Here is a 17,946-nt window from a genome sequence, read left to right on the forward strand (position 1 = left end):
TCATGGAACTCCAAGGCGTCCAGGAACTCACCAACTTCTTCGAACGCCGCCCCTCCGCATACCAAGTCGCCGTCGAAGGCACCGTCGACCTCGACGAGGACTTCTGACCGGACTCCTTCAGCACGCCAGGCTGCCGCCGGCCGCACGGGCCTCGGCGGCGGCGTCGGCGAGGTCGTCCAGGAGACGGGCCAGGGCCGCCCGGGTGGGCTCGTCGGTGATCCGGCCGTCGGCGATCTTCAGGGTGGCGCGCGGGATGCGCAGTTCGCGGGGGATCACCCGGGCACCCATCACGGCGAGGGTCTCGGCCAGCCAGGCACGGGCCCGGTCGCCGCCGGTCGCCGCTGGGGACGCGCTGGCCAGGGCGACCGGCTTGCCGTCGACCTCGCCCCCGCCGACCAGCCACTCCAGGGCGTTCTTCAGTACCCCGGAGGTGCCGTGCGCGTACTCCGGGGTGACGATGAGCAGCCCGTCCGCCGCACCGACCGCACTCCGCAATTCGGCCACGACCCCGGGCAACGCCGACCTCTCCACATCTGCGTCGAAGAAGGGCAGCCGCCCCAGCCCCGGATCGACGACGACTTCCCGCGGGGCCACGGCCAACTCCCCCGCCGACCGCACCACGGCCGCGTTCAGCGACCCGCCCCGCAGACTCCCGCACAACCCGAGGATTCTCATACCGCCCAGCGTATGTTTCCGCCTGCCGTGGGCGCGGGGGGCCGGCGCCTGCCGCGGGGTGGGGCCGTCACCCCGCCAACAGGCCCTTTTCCAGGGCGACGACGACCGCCCGGGTGCGGTCGCCGACGTCGAGTTTGGCGAAGACGCGCAGGAGGTGGGTCTTCACCGTGGCCTCGCCGATCAAAAGGCGGCGGCCGATCTCGGCGTTGGACAGGCCGTCGGCGACCGCGCGCAGCACCTCGCGTTCGCGGGCGGTGAGGGCGACGGGTTCGGGGCGGCGCATGCGGGCCACGAGGCGTTCGGCGACCTTGGGCGCGAGGACCGTCTCGCCGCGCGCCGCCGAGCGGATGGCGTCGGCGAGCTGTTCGCGGGTGGTGTCCTTGAGCAGGTAGCCGACGGCACCCGCCTCCACGGCCCGTTCGATCTCGGCGTCCGTGTCGTAGGTGGTGAGGATCAGCACCCGGGTCGCGACCGGCAGGGCGACGATCTCGGCGGTGGCGGCCGCCCCGTCGAGCACCGGCATGCGCAGGTCGAGGAGGGCCACGTCGGGGGCGAGCCGCCGGACCAGGCCGACGCCCTCGCGGCCGTCGCTCGCCTCGCCGACGATCTCGATGGTGGGCTCGCCGGTCAGCAGGGCCACGACTCCGGCGCGCATCACGGCGTGGTCGTCGACCACGACGACCCGGACCGGGTCGTGGGCGGTGTCGGTCATCCGGTTCCTTCGGGGTGTCGGCGTGGCGGGTGCCGGGGCGGGTCTCAGCCGTGCGCGGGCGCGGGCAGGGTGGCGAGGACGCGGGTGCCGTCCCCCAGGGAGCTGGTGACGGTGAGGTCCCCGTCGAGTTCGGCGAGGCGCCGGCGCATGCCGTCGAGGCCGAACCCGCGGGAGTCCGCGACGACGAAGCCGTCGCCGTCGTCGGTGATCTCCAGTTCGACACCGCCGGGGACTTCGCTCAGGACGACGCCGACGGTGGAGGCCCCGGAGTGCTTCCGTACGTTGGCGAGGGATTCCTGGGTGCAGCGCAGCAGGGCGACGCGGGTGCGCTGGTCCAGGTCGAGGTCGGGCAGTTCGGCAGTGACGGTGAGGCCGGTGTCCTGGGCGAAGCGGTCCAGGGTGCGGCGCAGGGTGGTGGCGACCGAGCCGGGTGCGACACCGCTCGCCGGGACGGCGCCGACGAGTACCCGGGCCTCGGTGAGGTTCTCCCGCGCGGTCTGCTCGATGGAGGCGAGCTGCCGGGCGCTGCGTCCGGGGTCGGTGGTGAGGCCGGCGCGGGCGGCCTCGGCGAGTACGACGATGGAGGCGAGGCCCTGGGCGAGCGTGTCGTGGATCTCCCGGGCCATCCGCTCGCGTTCCTCGGCGGCGCCCTGCCGCTGGTGGGCGAGGGCCAGTTCCTCCTGGGTGAGGGCGAGTTCGGCGGTGAGCCGCTCCTGCCGCTCGTTGCTCTGGCCGATGAAACGGTGGATCCACAGGCCCAGGCCGGATCCGACAGCGTAGGCGGCGAGGGTGAACACCGTGTTGCCGGTAAGGAGTTGGGGGCTCCAGCCCTGGCCGAGGGTGCCGCCGAACACGGTGAGCGCGGCGGCGGCGCCGCTGAGGGTGACCGCGTCGCGGGGGGTGCGGGTGTAGAGCCAGAACTGCGGCAGGGACACGACGTAGAAGGCGGCCCCGCCGTCGAGGAGGTACGCGCTGCCGCCGAGGGCGAGGGCGAGGAGGCACAGGTAGGACCGGCGGTTCAGGAGGCGGGTGTGCGGCCGGAGGAGGGTGACGGTGTGGCACAGCGCGATCAGGGTGAGCAGGCACAGCATCCAGGTCTTGCGGGCCGGCGACCGGTCGAGCACGCCGCCGGCCGTCGGCAGCAGGCCGAACAGGATCCACACCGCCGTGTTCCCCAGCCGGATCCGGTCCGGGGTGAGCCGGTCGCTCGGCTGCCGCTGCCCGTGGCCCACGCTGACTCACCTCATTCGTAAGGGTGTTCGCGAATCCTATCGGCGGTGGCGGTCAGTTCACCGGCTCCAGCGGGCGGGGGGCGGGTTCGGCGGCGGCGCGGGCGCGGCGCACGCCCCGGGAGGGCCACCAGTTGGCCTCGCCGAGCAGGAGCATCAGGGAGGGCAGGACCAGCATGCGGATGACGAAGGCGTCCAGCAGGACGGCGACGGCGAGGCTGAAGCCGATCTGCTTCATCTCGATCAGGTGCAGGGCGGCGAAGCTGGCGAAGACGGTGACCATGACGACGGCGGCGCTGGTGACGACGCCGGCCGAGCTGCCGATGCCCTCGATGACGGCCTTGCGGGTGGGGACTCCGCGCAGCGCGGCCTCCCGGATGCGGCTGATCACGAAGACCTGGTAGTCCATGGACAGGCCGAACAGGATCACGAAGAGGAACAGCGGGACGCGGGAGCCGATCGAGCCGGTGGAGGTGAAGTCGACCAGTTGCTCGGCCCAGGTGTGCTGGAAGACCAGGACCAGCACGCCGAGCGAGGCGGCGGCGGACAGCAGGTTGAGGACGATGCCGACCAGGCCGAGGACGACGGAGCGGAACGCCCGGACGGTCATGGCGAAGGTGACCAGCAGGAGGGCTCCGATGATCAGTGGCAGCTTCTGTTCCTGGTGGGTGGGGTAGTCGGCGTAGCGGGCGACGTCACCGGTCACGGCGGTCTCGGCGCCCGGGACCCTGCCGACGGTTACGGGGATGCGGCGTTCGCGGATGTCCTTGAGGGAGGTCTGGGCCTCGTCCGTGCTGACGTGGTGCGGGACGTGGAGCTGGAGCATGCTGATCCGCCGGTCGGGCGAGGTGGTCAGGGTGGAGGTGCCGCTCAGCCGTGGGTCGTCCTCGACGCCGGCGGCGAGCGCGCGCAGGGCGGCGGTGACCTCGGCCGAGCGGCCGGCGTCGGCGCGGACGACGACCTGGTGCATGGACTTCAGCTCGGGGAAGGCCGCGTTGAGCCGGTCGTAGACCCGCATGGCGGTGATGGAGCGGGAGTGTGTCTCGCGGCCCATGTCGGTGAGCTTCAGGCCGAGGACCGGGGCGGCCAGGGCGAGCAGCGCGAGGACCGTGACCAGCAGGGTGGCGGCGGGCCGCTTGGCGACGGGCCGCAGCACGGCGGCGGTGATCCGCCCGGGCCCGGCCTTGTACGTCTTCGGCTTCTTCGGCGCGAGCCCGCGGGCGGCCCGGCGCCCGGCCCGGCGCTCCGCCCGCGTCCCCATCATGGCGAGCAGCGCGGGCAGGACCGTCAGGGAGCTGACGACGGCGACGAGGGTGACGACGATCGCGCCGGTGGCGATGGAGGAGAAGATGACGTCGTCGGCGAGGTACAGGGTGGCGCTGGAGACGGCGACGGCGAGCCCGGAGAGGACGACGGCCCGGCCGGAGGTGTCGGCGGCGATCTCCACGACGGCCCGCGGGCTCAGCCGGCCGCCGCCGCGGGCGCGTTCCTCCCGTTCCCGCTTGAGGTAGAAGAGGGTGTAGTCGACGCCGACGGCGAGGCCGATGAGCAGGATGACGTTGGTGCCGATGCCCGCGTCGGGGAAGACGTGCGAGGCCGCCATCGACAGTCCCACGGCAGCCACGATCGAGGACAGGGCGAGCAGCAGCGGTACGAGGGCCATGGCGAGGGAGCTGAAGACGAGCAGCAGGGTGATCAGGGTGACCGGCAGGGCGATGACCTCGGTGCGCGAGAGGTCGTCGCCGCGCAGCTTCTCGACGCCCTTGCTGATGGAGGGCGAGCCGGTCTCCTCGATCCGCAGCCCGGGGTGGGCCTTCTGCACGGCGGCGGTCCGCGCGAGCAGCGGCTCGACGTGCTTCTTGCCTTCCAGCTCGGGGCCGTTGAGGGTGACGGTGACCCGTACGGCGGTGTGCCGAGCGTCGCGCACCGGTGCGGCGACGGAGCGGACCTCGGGGAGCGCCCGCATCAGGGCGGTGAGGTCGGCGGCGGCCGCGTCGGCGTCACCGGTGTCGAGCCGTCCGCCGCCGGGCTTGGCGGTGATCAGGACGTGTTCGACGGGCCGCTGCTGCAACCCGCCCTCGGCGGCGATCGCCTCACCGCGTCCCGCCTCGCCGATACGGAAGTCCTCGGTGGTCGCCGCGTTGGTGCCGACGGCCATGCCGACTCCGAGGCACAGCACGACGAACACCAGCCAGCCGACGATGCCCCGCCAGGGGTGGGCGGCACTCCAGCCGGCGATACGCACAGGGAGATTCTTCATACCGGCCATGCTCTTGGCCGGGGGCCCACCGCCGACAGCGGCGACCGGTTGAACCTGGGGTCCACCGGGTGGTGGACCCCAGGTACGGCGGCGGGGGTCGGGCAGTCCGCGCTCGTGTAAGCCGGGCTCCGCCCGGTATTCGACCGGACCTCGGTGGTCTGCTGACCGGGCCCCGGCCCCACGTTGCGATCCGGAACGTGCCGATGTGATGATCCAGCCGTGAGTGAGCATGGGGGCGACGCGGGATCGGCGGAACGGAAGCCGAGGTCACCGCTGTACGACTATGTGGACCTGACGTTTGACGGCCAACGGGACACGACCGCGCCGGATGCGTCCGAGGGCGCCGGTTTGCCCGAGCGTGCGGCAACCCTCGCCGAAGGCCCGGACGGCGCCGAGCGCAGACGACGGGAATTCGCCGCCCTGCTGGGCGAGTTCAGGCGCACGCCCGTGCTGGTGCCGGTGGACGAGGAGGGCGACCCGCTGACGGGCGATTTCGGCGGCGTGCGCTGGATCTACGCCTTCTCGGACGAGTCGGCGCTGGCCCGTTTCGCGCTCGCGCGCGGTGAGGGCGGCCGGGAGTGGGCGTACCAGCGGTGGCTCGGGGCACGCCTGCTGGACGCGATGGCGCCGGCGGTCGGGGTGCCGTGCGGAGTGGCGCTGGACTGTGCGGACGGTGAGGAAGGGATGGTCTTTCCTCCGGTGCGCGGGGTGGTGCCGGACGAGGTGGCGGTGGACGTCGACGGTGGGACGGGGGTCGCGTAGTGACGGCTGGCGGCGGCAAGGACCTGGCGACGGAGGGGCTCGGCCTGATCGCCAAGGGGCTGACGGACGCGCTGGGAGAGTTGAAGGAACTGGGCATGGTCGGCGAGGCCGGTGCCGGGCGTGGTTTCTCCGACATCGCGCTGTCCGGGCTGGAGCTGGGCCATGAGGGGCTGACGAGTGAGTTCAAGTCCTTCTGCGAGCGCTGGGAATGGGGCGTGCGGTCGCTCATCAACGAGGGCAACGGGTTCGCCATGAAGACCGGGCTGGCGGCGGGCACGTACTACGAGACCGACAAGTACGTCGAGGGCACCTTCAAGATCGTGGAGAACGCGGCCATCGGCAATCCGTACGCCTCCGAGGAGGAGGTGGAGAAGATGGGCTGGGGCGAGATCGCCGGGTCCGGTGCGTACGGCGGTGATGTCGACTACAGCAAGGAGTCCTTCGAGCAGGCCTGGGAGAACAGCAAGCAGGGCTGGAAGGACGCCGGACGCGATGTGATGACCTCGCACACCATCGGGCCGGTGCCGGGGATGAACCCGGAGAACCTGCACAGCGCGCTGGGGATGTCGGACAAGGAGTACGACCGGATGCTGGACGACACCTTCGGCCCCTCCCCCGAGGACCGTGCCAGGGCCGCCGCCGGACAGCAGGGCACCGGGCAGCGGGACGGTGAGCGCTGATGGGCCTCGGGGATGTGACCAACTCCCTGCTGAGCGGTGCCGAGGACCTCTACGACAAGGGCAAGAAGAAGCTCGGCGAGGGCGTCGACTGGGCCACGGACAAGGTCGGCGACAAACTGGACGACGTCGGCTTGCACAAGTGGGCCGACGTGGTGGAGGACTGGGGCGACGGCGTCGCCTCCGACCTCGGGGCGACGCCGGGTGAGCAGCAGCTCGGCGAGACCGAGGAGGCCAACGAGCTCGTCCACGGCGATCCGGCGAAGATCCGCGCGAGCGCCGGGCATCTGCGGGACTTCCATGGCGCGTTCGACAGGGTCGGCCAGGGGCTGAAGAAGGTCGACTCCTCCGGCTGGAAGGGCGAGGGCGGTGACGCCTTCCGCAAGAAGTTCGGCGTCCATCCCACCAAGTGGACCCAGGCGGCCGAGGCCTGCAAGACGGCGGCCGGGGCTTTGGAGTCGTACGCCGACACCGTGAAGTGGGCGCAGAGGGAGGCCAAGGAGGCCGTAGCGGTCTACAAGGAGGGCGTGAAGGCGTCCAAGGAGGCGTACGACGCCTACAAGGACAAGGTCGAGACGTACCGGGCGAAGGCGAAGGCGGGTGAGGATCCCGGCCCGGAGCCGGGGACGTTCCACGATCCGGGCAAGGCGAAGATCCAGGCCGCCCGGCACAGGCTCGCCGAGGCCCGCAAGCAGCGCAACACCGCCGCCTCCGAGGCCCGGGACAAGGTCAAGGAAGCCCTCGCCCACGCCCCGGCCGAACCCCCGCCCCTGGAACGGATCCGCCACGATCTCAAAGACGGCTACCTGGCGGTCAACACCGAGCTGACCCATGTCGTGGGCGGAGCCCTCAAGGGCACGGCGGGCCTGGTCAACTTCGTCCGCGGGCTCAACCCGGTGGACCCCTACAACCTCACCCACCCGGCCGCGTACCTGCAGAACGTCAGCATGACGCTCTCCGGCCTGGTCTCCACCGCCGCCCATCCGGAGCGGGCCGCGAAGGCCGCCGTCGACAGCTTCAAGAAGGACCCTTCCGAGTTCTTCGGCCGCATGCTCCCCGAACTGGTCGGCACCAAGGGCGCGGGACTGGCCCGGGGCGGGCTCCGGCTCGGACTGAAGCAGGGGCTGGAGGAGGCCGCGGAGCAGGGGGCGCGCACGGGTGCCCGGAAGACGGCGCGGGATCTGGTGAACGAGGACCCGCACGGGCCCTCGCGTGAGCCGGACTCCGTCTACAGCGGCGGCACCGACCCGATCGACCTCGCCACCGGCAGGATGTTCCTGCCGCAGACAGACGTCACCCTCCCCGGCGCGCTCCCCCTGGTCCTCGCACGTCGCGTCGAGTCGGGTTACCGGCTGGGCCGCTGGTTCGGCCCGTCCTGGTGCTCCACCCTGGACCAGCGCCTGGAGATCGACGCCGAGGGAGTCGTCTACGTCACGGAGGACGGCCTCCTCCTGTCCTACCCCCACCCCGCCCCCGGCCAGCCCACCCTGCCCGGCCACGGCCCCCGCCTCCCCCTGGACCGGGTGGACGGCGGCTACACCGTCACGGACCCCCGCACCGGCCGCACCTGGCACTTCGCCGACCGCGGCCCCGGCCTGGCCGTCCTGGAACAGACGGACGACCGCAACGGCGACTGGATCACCTTCGAGTACGACGAGGCGGGAGTGCCCTCGGCCGTCGTCCACAGCGGTGGCTACCGCCTGCGCGTCGAGAGTGCCGGCGGACGGGTCACCGGCCTGTACCTGGCCGGGGCGGGCGAGGGCGGATCCGACCTCCCGCTGGTCCGGTACGGGTACACGGAAGGGAATCTCACCGAGGTCCGGAACTCCTCCGGGCTGCCCCTCCGGTTCGCCTACGACGAGCGGGGACGCGTCACCTCCTGGACGGACACCAACGGGCACGCGTACACGTACGCGTACGACGACCGGGACCGGTGCGTCGCGCAGGGCGGCACCGAGGGGCATATGAGCCTGCGGCTGTCCTACGGCGAAAGGGACCCGGACACCGGCCTGCGGACCACGGAGGCGGTCAACGGCGAGGGCGCCGTACGCCGGTACGTCGTCAACGACCTGCACCAGATCGTCGCCATGGTGGACCCGGCGGGGCACACCCGGCGCTTCACCCACGACCGGTTCCACCGCCTGCTGTCCGAGACCGACGCCGTCGGCCGCACGACGTCCCGCCGGTACGACGCCATGGGGAACGTGACGGAGATCGTCCGTCCGGACGGCCGGCGCACGACGCTTACCTACGACGCCCGCGGGCTGCTCACGCGTCTGGTGCGTCCGGACGGCAGCACGCTCCGCCAGGAGTTCGACGAGCGCGGGAACCTCACCTCGGTGGCCGATTCGGCCGGCGGCCGGACGTACTTGACGTACGACGAGCGCGGCCATGTCTGCGCGACGCGCGACCAGTACGGCCGGGTGACCACCATCCGCTGCGACGCGGCCGGCCTGCCCGCCGAGGTGCGCGATCACGCGGGCAACGTCATGCGGTACCGGCGGGACGCCTTCGGCCGCGTGACCGCCCTCACGGATCCCCTCGGTGCGACCGGCGAGCTGGAATGGTCCGTCGAAGGCCGTGTCACGCGTCGCCGGAATCCGGACGGGACCGAGGAGTCGTGGACGTACGACGGTGAGGGGAACTGCCTCACCCACACGAACACGGTCGGCGCGGTCACCCGCTTCGAGTACGGCCCGTTCGACCTGCTGACCGCGCGCGTCGAACCCGACGGCTCCCGTTACGAGTTCGCGTACGACAACGAACTCCGCCTGACCCGGGTAACCAACCCCCAGGGACAGACGTGGAGTTACGAGTACGACTCCGTCGGACGACTGAGCGCGGAAACCGACTTCGGCGGGCGGCTCATCCGGTACGCGTACAACGCGGCCGGCGAGTTGGTGTCCCGCACGAACGCCCTCGGCCAGGTCGTCTCGTTCGAGCACGACGAACTGGGGCGGATCGTCCGCAAGAGCGTCGACGGGGAGGTGATGACGTACACCTACGACTTCACCGGCGAGATCGCCCACGCCGCCAACGGCCACGCGGAGCTCACCCTCCTCCGTGACCGGCACGGACGCCTGGTCTCCGAGCGGCTCAACGGCCGTGAAGTGACCTACCGGTACGACGAGTTCGGCAACCTGACCGCGCGCACGACACCGTCGGGCGCCGTCAGCACCTGGGAGTACGACGCCGCCGGGAAGCCCTGCCGGCTCACGGCCGACGGTCGCGTCATCGCGCTGGAATACGACCGGACGGGGCGCGAGGTCAGCCGTCGGTTCGGCGAGTCCCTGACCGTCTCCCGGTCGTTCGACGCCATGAACCGGCTGGTCTCCCAGGCAGTGGACCATTCCCGCCGATCTGTCCAGGCGCGCACCTACGCCTACCGCTCGGACGGCAGCCTGACCAGGGTCGAAGACCAGCTGAACGGCACCCGGCACTACGAACTCGACCTGGCGGGCAGGACCACCCGGGTCACCGGGGACAGGTGGGCGGAGTCCTACGCGTACGACCGGCTGGGCAACCAGACCGCCGCCGACTGGCCCGCGCGGCAGTTCGGCGACGACGGGTGCGGCGAACGCGGCTACCAGGGCGCCGACCTCGTCCGCGCCGGCCGGATACGCTACGAGCACGACGCCGCGGGACGTGTGGTGCTGCGCCGGCGGACCCGGCTCTCCCGCAAACCGGACACCTGGCGGTACAGCTGGGACGCGGAGGACCGGCTCACCCGGGTCGTCACTCCGGACGGCACGGTGTGGCGGTACCTGTACGACCCGCTGGGCCGGCGCATCGGCAAGCAGCGCATCGCCGGGAACGGGGTCGACGTACTGGAACAGGTGGACTTCACCTGGGACGGCACCTCGATGTGCGAGCAGACGACCAGCTGGGCGGACTCGGCCGACTCGGTGACCCTGACGTGGCACCTCAACGGGGCCGAAGCGGTTGCGCAGAGCGAGCGCCGGTCCATGGCCACGGCCCCGCAGGAGGAGATGGACGCCCGCTTCTTCGCGATCGTGTCCGATCTCTCGGGCACTCCGTGCGAGCTGATCGACGAGTCCGGCGACATCGCCTGGCGCGCCCGGGTGACCAACTGGGGGAAACTGTCCTGGTCGGTGCGGAGCCACGCCTATACTCCGCTGCGTTTCCCGGGACAGTACTTCGACCCCGAGACGGGCCTCCACTACAACTACCTCAGGTACTACGACCCCGACATCGGCCACTACCTCAGCCTGGACCCCCTCGGCCTGGCTCCGGCGGCCAACCCTGTCGGCTACGTGGACCGCCCTTCCGTCTCCTGCGACCCCCTGGGCCTCGCCCCCCAGAAGTCACCGATCCCGCCCAAGCCGTACGAGACACCGAATCTCTCCCACTTGGCACCGCATTTCAACCCGGAGGGAGGGATGAGCAACTGCACCTATGTGGCCGAGGCCTTCGACCGGTACCTTGCGGGTGAGGGCATCAAACCTGTCCCCGGTAATATCCCGCTCCAATCCCTCGATCGACTGGAGAGCGTGTACGGAAGAAAGTTCACGGAAACCGGATTCTGGGACATGGTCGATCACATCCGGAACTCCGGCCACGGGGCCCGGGGCCTGGTGGCCGCGCGCCCTGAAGCAGGCATGGCAGGCCATGTGTTCAACATCGTGAACCACCAGGGCCGCGTACTCTTCTCCGATGTGCAGACAGGCTTCGTCGATCCCATGCTCTACAAGACATTCAAGCTGATGAGGACCAACTAATGTACACGATGGAACAGGCGGAGCGGCTGGCGGCGGAGGCTCTGCGTCAGAAGTTCGGCGAGTGGAGCGATCAGGTCGCCCTGTTCGGCAACGGAGAATTCGCAACGAAAAAGGGAGACTTTTTCTATTTCGGTTTCCAGTCCACGAAATATATCGAAACCCGGGACGAGAAGTACTTCGACTACGGCCCCAACTGCATTTCGGTACACAGCGAGACCGGCGAATGCCACTTCCTCGACATTCACGAGGTCCTGACCTTGAACCCCTTCAAGACGGACTGATCCAGGTCGATGACAGGTCGATGATCACTGGTCAGTGGCCTGAAGCGGCAGACGAGTCGGGCTGTACGCCGGGTTCTCCAGAAGCATCCTTCTGACCTGCGGCTTCGTGGAGTGAACCGGCTGTGACCTGCTAGGACGGGTTGCAGAGGCGATCTGAGGCAGTCAGAGGAAATCGCTCTGATTCGACCCCGGATCGACCCGGGTCGCTCAGAGGCAACCAGAGGCAACCCCTCTGCCCCTGCCGCCCGAGCGTCCGGTCAAGGGCCCCCGAGCGAAAAGGGAGCCGATGAGGCGGTCACTGCCACGGGCTGCGAGGTCGTCCGCGCCGAAGCCGGAGCGCAGCCAGGCATTGGCATAGTCCGCCTGGGCGAGGTAGGGGGCGAGGGCTGTGCGCGCCATCGTGCGGGCCCTGTCAGGGTCGGCCTCCAGCACCACCGACACCGACGGTGCCAGCAGCGGGCCTCACTCAGCAGTTCGCGGGTGTGTACGGGCGGTGGTGGTCCTGGTCGAACTTCGGGTGGCCCACGCCCAGGCCAAGAAGCACACGATCCCGCATTTGCGCCGGCAGCGCGTGGTATGCCGCCGCGAGGGCGCCGGGGCGGGCTGTTCGCTCTTCGCGACCGTGCCCTTCGACGCCGAGGTGCGTCGGTCCCGGGAAACAGGCTCCTGGAGCGGGTTCGTGGGCGACATACTGGCCGCTGTGACGACTTACGAGACCAAGACGCGATGAGCACACCGACCCTGGTCGTCGTGAGCGGCGGCCCAGGCACAGGGAAAACCACACTCGCCCACGAACTCGCCCGTGTCCTCGGATGCCCCGCGATCATCCGCGACGAGATCAAACAGGGCATGGTCATGTCCCATCCCGGCTACCAGAGCGGCGGCGGCGATCCCCTCAATTACCCGACCCTGGACGCCTTCTTCGGAGTACTTAAGGTGCTCCTGAAGGCCGACGTCACGGTGGTCGCTGAAGCGGCCTTCCAGGACCGGCTGTGGCGGCCGAACCTCGAGCCGCTCACCGGCCTCGCACATCTCCGCGTCATCCGCTGCACCACCGACGCCGATATTGCCCACGACCGCATCGTCCAGCGCGCCGAGGAAGACGCCCACCGGGCCGCCCACGGCGACCAAGACCTGCTCGACTCCATCGCCGCCGGAGGACACTCTCTCGACTCCTTCGTCCCGATCTCCTTGGACGTCCCCACCCTGACCGTGAACACCTCACACGGCTACCAGCCGGCTTTGCCGGATATCGCAGCCTTCGCCCGCGCACCCGTCCACGATGGCGCGTCACCCGAGCGCACGATGGAAAGCTGACGTGTCGCTCAGAGCGGAGTAACCGACAAGCTCACACGCAGAGGCCGACGCCCCTCAGGGACGCCGGCCTCTTCCATGCTGAGCCCGCCCGTTCTCCGCAATGGACGAACTGGCGCAGATGAGCCCCGGATCCGGCGGCGGGGCAGGTGTGAGCCGGATCCGGGGTGGTGTGGGCCCTCGGTGGGCGACTATTTGACGGCTCCGGCCGTGACGCCGCGGGTGAGGGTGCGCTGGAAGATGAGGAAGAAGACGACCATGGGAATGATGCCAAGGAGGGCGGCGGCGCTCAGGGCGGTGGGGTCGCTGGTGTACTGGCCCTGCATGACGGACAGGCCGAGGGGGACGGTCTGGTTGTCGTTGGAGATGAGCAGGACGAGTGGGTAGAGGAACTCGTTCCAGCTCCAGACGAAGAAGAACACGCACATCACCGACAGGGTCGGCCAGCTCATGGGCAGAATGATGCGCCACAGGATGGTCCAGCGGCCGGCGCCGTCGAGGGAGGCGGCCTCGATGAGTTCGCGGGGGAAGCTGCTGAAGACGGAGGAGAGCAGGTAGGTACCGAATGCGCTGTAGGTGATGCCGACGAGGATGGTGTAGCCGAACTTTCCGTCGTACAGGCCCATCTCCTTGAACAGGTAGTAGATGGGGTAGACCAGTCCTTCCTGTGGCAGGACGTTGACGCCGAGGAAGAAGACGAGGAAGGCGGTGCGCCAGCGGACGCGGCCGATGCCGATGGCGTAGGCGTTGAAGAGGGCGAGGACGACGGCGATGAGGACGACGCCGAGGCTGATCTGGATGCTGTTGACAAGCTTCTGGGTGAAGTCGACGCGTTCCCAGACGTCGCCGATGATGTCCCAGTTCCAGTGGTCGGGCCAGGACAGTGACCCGTTGGTCCGGTAGTCGGCGCTGGTCTTGAAGGAGTTGAGCAGGATGATCGCGAACGGGGCAAGGAAGGCCAGGACGAAGACGGTGACCGCGGCGAGGACGGCGTAGGAGCCTGCACTGCGCTTGCGGGGAGCCTTGCTCCTGCGCCGCCGCGTGGCGGCGGGAGGGCCAGAGGTGTGTGTCTTCGTGGTGCGGGACGTGACAGGGGTGGTGGTGTCGGTGGTCATGGTCATCCGTCCTCGCGGGCCTGGCGGGTGAGCATCGTTCCGGCGATGATCAGCACCAGCAGGGTGATGGTGCTGGAGATCGCGGATCCGTAGCCGACGTCGGCGCGTTCGAAGAAGTTCTGGTAGGCGAAGTAGGCGGGGACGAGCGTGGAGTTGCCGGGTCCGCCGCCGGTGAGGACGAAGATCTGGGCGAAGACCTTCAGGCCGGCGATGGTGGTGGTGACGAGGACGACGTAGACCTCGGGCCGCAGGATGGGCACGGTGATGCGGGTGAAGCGCTGCCACCAGGAGGCGCCGTCGAGTGAGGCGGCCTCGTAGAGTTCGGGGTCGATGCGCTGCAGGCCGGACATGAAGAGGACGAGCGGGTAGCCGAGCTGCATCCAGACCAGGACGCCGAGGACGACCCAGAGTGCGAGGTCGGGGTCGCCGAGCCAGTTCTCGGCCAGGGAGCCGAGGCCGATCTTGCTCAGGAGGCTGTTGACGGCGCCTTCGGGGGCGAGGATCCACCCCCACATCAGGCCGGTCACGGCGACGGGGATGACCTGGGGCAGGTAGAGGCCGGAGCGGAAGACGCCGACGATGCCGTCGCCGTGCTTCTTGCCGATGTAGTCGAACAGCAGCGCAGCCAGGAACAGGCCGAGCAGGGTGGGGACGACGGCGATGCCGATGATGACGAAGGCGATGTTGCGGAAGGAGGCCCAGAAGTCGGCGTCCTGGAAGAGGCGTGTGTAGTTGTCCAGGCCGATGAAGGTGGGGTCGCCGATGCCCTGCCACGCCGTGAGGCTGTAGTAGAAGGTCATCACCAGCGGGACGACGAGGAAGAGCAGGCTCAGCAGCAGGCCCGGCGCGAGGAAGACGGCATAGCCCGTGGACCGCGGGTGACGTTTGGTTTTCACTGTTGCTCCTGGTTGGGCGGGGCGGCTGCCGCGGCGGGCCCGGGCAGCCGCCCCCGGAACGCGTGGTTACCGGCCGGCGGCGCGATGAGGCGACGGCCGGGGAGGGAACGTCACGGCCGGGTCGCGACGTACTTCTCGTAGGGGGCCGCCAGCTCGTCGAGGACGGAGTCGGCCTTGCCGCCGTTCATGAGGTTCTGCGTGGCGGCGACCCAGGTGTCGTAGTAGCCGGCGACCGGCCAGTCGGGGTAGAAGGCCAGGCCGTCGTTCTCCTGGGCCTGCGCGAAGGCTTCGGTGAGCTGGCGGGACTTAGGGTTGGTGATGTCGGCCGGCTTGGCAGCGAGCGGGACGTTGCCCTCCTCACCGATCAGCTTCTGGATTTTGTCGGACATCGTGATGTCGATGAAGTCCTCGGCGAGCTTCTTGTTCTTGGCCTTGGTGGGGATGACCCAGTTGTTGCCGCCGGAACCAAGCGTCCTCTCGCTGCCCGGGTAGGGGGCGGTGGACCACTTGAAGTTCTTGATGTCAGTGGTCAGGCTGCCGAACCACCAGTTGCCGCCGACCATGATGGGCCGCTTGTTCGAGACGAACTGCTCGGCCATGTCGCTGCCCTTGAGACCGACGTCCTTCTTGTCGAAGTAGCCCTTGTCGAGCCACTCCTGGTACTTGTCGACGGCGTAGGTCATCTCGGGGCCGTGGAAGTCGACCTTGCCCAGGTAGCGCTGGTAGTTGTCGACCCAGGTGTTGTTCGCCTTGGACAGGGCGAGCAGGTAGAACCAGTGGCTGGCGGGGTGGTCGTTACCGGCGTTGGCGAGCGGCGTGATGCCGACGGCCTTGAACTTCGCGAGCGCGGCCTCGAAGCTCTTGAAGTCGGTGGGCTTGTCGACGTTGTACTTCTTGAACAGGTCGTCGTTGTAGTAGGTGAGGACGAACTCACCGTAGTTGGGTATGCCGTACCACCTGTCGCCGCCCATCTCGCCCTTGTCGTTGTAGCGGGCGGTGACCGAGGCGCTGTCGCTGATCCTCCTGTCCCAGCCGTGTTCCTTCACCAAAGGGGTGAGGTCGGTGAGCAGGCCCTGCTTGGCGAGCTGGCCGGTGGTGGCGTTGCCCTTGTTGTACTCCATGACGTCGGGCGCCTTGTCGGAGTTGAGGATCATGCCGGCGTTCTGCTGGATCTGTTCGAACGTCTTGCGCTCGAAGACGACCTTGACGTCGGGGTGGGTCTTCTTGAATTCGGCGATGGCCGCGTCCCACGCCTTGCTCAGGGCCCCGTCCTCCTGCTCGTAGTGCCACAGGCGGAGGGTCTTGCCGTCGCCCTCGGCGGTGCCGGAGCCGCCGCAGGCGGTCAGCGGTGCCAGCAGGGCCAGGGCGGTGACCGCGAGGAGGAGCGGCCTTCTGCGAAGGACGGAGGGGATGCGTGGGATGTTCAAGGTTGTTCCTTGGTGTGCGTCGTTGCGACAGGGCGGGCGGTGTCAGCTGGTGGTGCGGCGGCGGTGGACGCGGGCTTCCCACGGCTGCAGGGTGTGCGGCTGCGTGAGCGGGCTGGTGGCGGGAACGTTGGCAATCAGGGTTTCGCTGTGTTCCCAGCCGTCAGGCAGGTCGACGGTGAGGTCGGTGCCGCTGAAGTTGGCCAGGACGAGGAGTTCGGTGCTCCGTTCCGCGTCGTGGCGGGTGAAGGCGTAAAGCTGTTCGTGCTCGGGGTGGAGCATGTGGAAGTCGCCGTGGGTGAGGGCGGGTTCGGTGTGCCGCAGGGCGATCAGGCGGCGGTAGTAGTGGAAGACCGATTCCGGGTCGGCGAGCTGGGCCTTGGCGTTCACGTCCGTGTAATCGGGATTGACGGCGATCCATGGAGTGCCGGCGGTGAAGCCGGCGTGCTCGGTGGCGTCCCACTGCATGGGGGTGCGGGCGTTGTCCCGGCTGCGGTGCCGCAGCCCCTGCATGACGGCGTCGGGATCCGTACCGTGCGCGGTCTGCTCGCGGTAGTGGTTGAGAGACTCGATGTCCCGCAGGTCGTCGATGGAGGTGAACGGGGCATTGGCCATGCCCAGTTCCTCACCCTGGTAGACGAAGGGCGTGCCTCGGTGCAGGTGCAGGACCGTGGCCAGCAGCTTGGCGGAGCGGTCCCGGTAGGCGGGGGTGTCGTCGCCGAAGCGGGAGACCACCCTGGGCTGGTCGTGGTTGTTCCAGTACAGGCTGTTCCAGCCGGTCTCGCCCAGGCCGGTCTGCCAGCGGCCGAGGCTGGCCTTGAGGTCGGTCAGCTTCAGGGGCCGGACGTCGAACTTGCCGCCGGAGCCCTGGTCGAGCCCGACGTGCTCGAACTGGAAGACCATGTCGAGCTCGCGCCGGGCGGGGTCGGTGAAGAGCTTGGCCTCTTCCACCGTGACGCCGGGCATCTCGCCGACGGTGAGCAGCCGGCGGGGGTGGCGGTCGAAGACCTCGCGGTGCATCTCGGCGATGTAGTCGTGGATGCGAGGTCCGCACACGTAGTAGGGGTGGCCGAGACCGTAGCGGGCGCCTTCGGGGACGATTCCGTCGGGCAGGGCCGGGTCCTTGGAGATCAGGTTGATGACGTCCATGCGGAAGCCGTCGACCCCGCGCTCCAGCCACCAGCGCATCATCGCGTACACGGCCTGGCGGACTTCGGGGTTGTCCCAGTTCAGGTCGGGCTGCTTGCGGGAGAAGGTGTGCAGGTAGTACTCGCCGCTGGCGATGTCGTACGTCCATGCGGGACCCGAGAACCACGACTCCCAGTTGTTCGGTTCCGCTCCCGGCGTTCCGGGCTCCATGCCCTCGCGGGGCGGGCGCCAGATGTACCAGTCGCGCCGCGGTCCGTCCGGTCCGCCGTCGCGGGAGGCGGTGAACCAGGCGTGCTCGTCGCTGGTGTGGTTGACGACCAGGTCCATCACCAGTTTCATGCCGCGCTCGTGCACCGAGGCCAGGAGCCGGTCGAAGTCGGCGAGCGTGCCGAAGAGCGGGTCGATGTCCTGGTAGTCGCTGATGTCGTAGCCGTTGTCGTCGTGTGGCGAGGGGTAGACGGGCGAGAGCCAGAGCACGTCCACGCCGAGCTCGGACAGGTAGTCCAGGCGCTCGATGATGCCCTGGAGGTCGCCTATGCCGTCCGCGTCGGAGTCGGCGAAGGAGCGCGGATAGATCTGGTAGACCACCGCGTTGCTCCACCAGGAGTCGGCGGGGCTGGCTGCGTTTTCCGGCACGTCAAACCTCATCGTGTGGGATCGGCTACGGAGAGTGAAGAGGGAGGAGTGGGGCAGGCCGTGGTGATGGCCGGTGG

The 17,946-nt window shown here is 69.3% G+C and carries 14 protein-coding genes and 1 pseudogene; 7 read left to right on the forward strand and 8 right to left on the reverse strand.

Features of this window, described 5'->3' with window-relative positions; all coding sequences use genetic code 11:
• Positions 1–107, forward strand: a pseudogene (locus ABD350_RS35170) (ribonucleotide-diphosphate reductase subunit beta); the annotation flags it as partial.
• A 10-nt stretch (positions 108–117) separates the two neighbouring features.
• Here ABD350_RS35170 and ABD350_RS35175 read toward each other — a convergent pair.
• The 4 genes from ABD350_RS35175 to ABD350_RS35190 form a co-directional block, all read right to left on the reverse strand.
• Entirely contained in the window at positions 118–675 is a 558-nt protein-coding gene (locus ABD350_RS35175) for an NADPH-dependent FMN reductase (protein WP_344353162.1), read from the reverse strand.
• 67 nt (positions 676–742) lie between these two features.
• Positions 743–1,387 (reverse strand): response regulator, encoded by a 645-nt coding sequence (locus ABD350_RS35180; protein ID WP_344353163.1) that lies wholly within the window; start codon positions 1,385–1,387, stop codon positions 743–745.
• Positions 1,388–1,431: 44 nt separating this feature from the next.
• Positions 1,432–2,619 carry a sensor histidine kinase gene (locus ABD350_RS35185; protein WP_344353164.1) on the reverse strand — a complete coding sequence of 396 codons (1,188 nt, stop codon included), beginning with the start codon at positions 2,617–2,619 and terminating at the stop codon, positions 1,432–1,434.
• A gap of 52 nt (positions 2,620–2,671) precedes the next feature.
• Entirely contained in the window at positions 2,672–4,876 is a 2,205-nt protein-coding gene (locus ABD350_RS35190) for an MMPL family transporter (RefSeq protein WP_344353165.1), read from the reverse strand.
• A gap of 219 nt (positions 4,877–5,095) precedes the next feature.
• On the opposite strand from ABD350_RS35190, the gene ABD350_RS35195 reads away from it, so the two are divergent.
• The 6 genes from ABD350_RS35195 (at position 5,096) to ABD350_RS35220 (ending at position 12,652) form a co-directional block, all read left to right on the forward strand.
• A complete protein-coding gene (locus ABD350_RS35195) occupies positions 5,096–5,638 on the forward strand; it encodes a hypothetical protein (RefSeq protein ID WP_382466905.1) in 543 nt (180 codons plus the stop codon).
• Positions 5,638–6,318: a hypothetical protein gene (locus tag ABD350_RS35200; RefSeq protein WP_344353166.1), complete on the forward strand. Its 681-nt coding sequence runs from the start codon at positions 5,638–5,640 to the stop codon at positions 6,316–6,318. The genes ABD350_RS35195 and ABD350_RS35200 overlap by 1 nt, the downstream gene beginning before the upstream one ends.
• A complete protein-coding gene (locus ABD350_RS35205; RefSeq protein WP_344353167.1) occupies positions 6,318–11,054 on the forward strand; it encodes a putative T7SS-secreted protein in 4,737 nt (1,578 codons plus the stop codon). Before ABD350_RS35200 ends, ABD350_RS35205 begins: the two co-directional genes overlap by 1 nt.
• Positions 11,054–11,335 carry a hypothetical protein gene (locus tag ABD350_RS35210; RefSeq protein WP_344353168.1) on the forward strand — a complete coding sequence of 94 codons (282 nt, stop codon included), beginning with the start codon at positions 11,054–11,056 and terminating at the stop codon, positions 11,333–11,335. Before ABD350_RS35205 ends, ABD350_RS35210 begins: the two co-directional genes overlap by 1 nt.
• Before the next feature lie 388 nt (positions 11,336–11,723).
• Positions 11,724–12,065, forward strand: coding sequence for a hypothetical protein (locus ABD350_RS35215; protein ID WP_344353169.1), 342 nt, complete (start codon positions 11,724–11,726; stop codon positions 12,063–12,065).
• Positions 12,062–12,652 (forward strand): P-loop nucleotide/nucleoside kinase family protein, encoded by a 591-nt coding sequence (locus ABD350_RS35220; protein WP_344353170.1) that lies wholly within the window; start codon positions 12,062–12,064, stop codon positions 12,650–12,652. Before ABD350_RS35215 ends, ABD350_RS35220 begins: the two co-directional genes overlap by 4 nt.
• A gap of 188 nt (positions 12,653–12,840) precedes the next feature.
• Here ABD350_RS35220 and ABD350_RS35225 read toward each other — a convergent pair whose 3' ends face one another.
• The 4 genes from ABD350_RS35225 to ABD350_RS35240 form a co-directional block, all read right to left on the reverse strand.
• On the reverse strand, positions 12,841–13,764 hold the full coding sequence (locus tag ABD350_RS35225) for a carbohydrate ABC transporter permease (RefSeq protein ID WP_344353171.1): 924 nt from the start codon (positions 13,762–13,764) through the stop codon (positions 12,841–12,843).
• 2 nt (positions 13,765–13,766) lie between these two features.
• Positions 13,767–14,660, reverse strand: a complete 894-nt coding sequence (locus tag ABD350_RS35230) for a carbohydrate ABC transporter permease (protein WP_344353172.1) — start codon at positions 14,658–14,660, stop codon at positions 13,767–13,769.
• A 110-nt stretch (positions 14,661–14,770) separates the two neighbouring features.
• Positions 14,771–16,087, reverse strand: coding sequence for an extracellular solute-binding protein (locus ABD350_RS35235; RefSeq protein ID WP_344353173.1), 1,317 nt, complete (start codon positions 16,085–16,087; stop codon positions 14,771–14,773).
• Positions 16,088–16,129: 42 nt separating this feature from the next.
• Positions 16,130–17,869, reverse strand: coding sequence for an alpha-glucosidase (locus ABD350_RS35240; protein ID WP_344353174.1), 1,740 nt, complete (start codon positions 17,867–17,869; stop codon positions 16,130–16,132).
• Positions 17,870–17,946 lie beyond the last annotated feature (77 nt).

Source organism: Streptomyces nogalater (assembly GCF_039532885.1).
Taxonomy (GTDB): domain Bacteria; phylum Actinomycetota; class Actinomycetes; order Streptomycetales; family Streptomycetaceae; genus Streptomyces; species Streptomyces nogalater.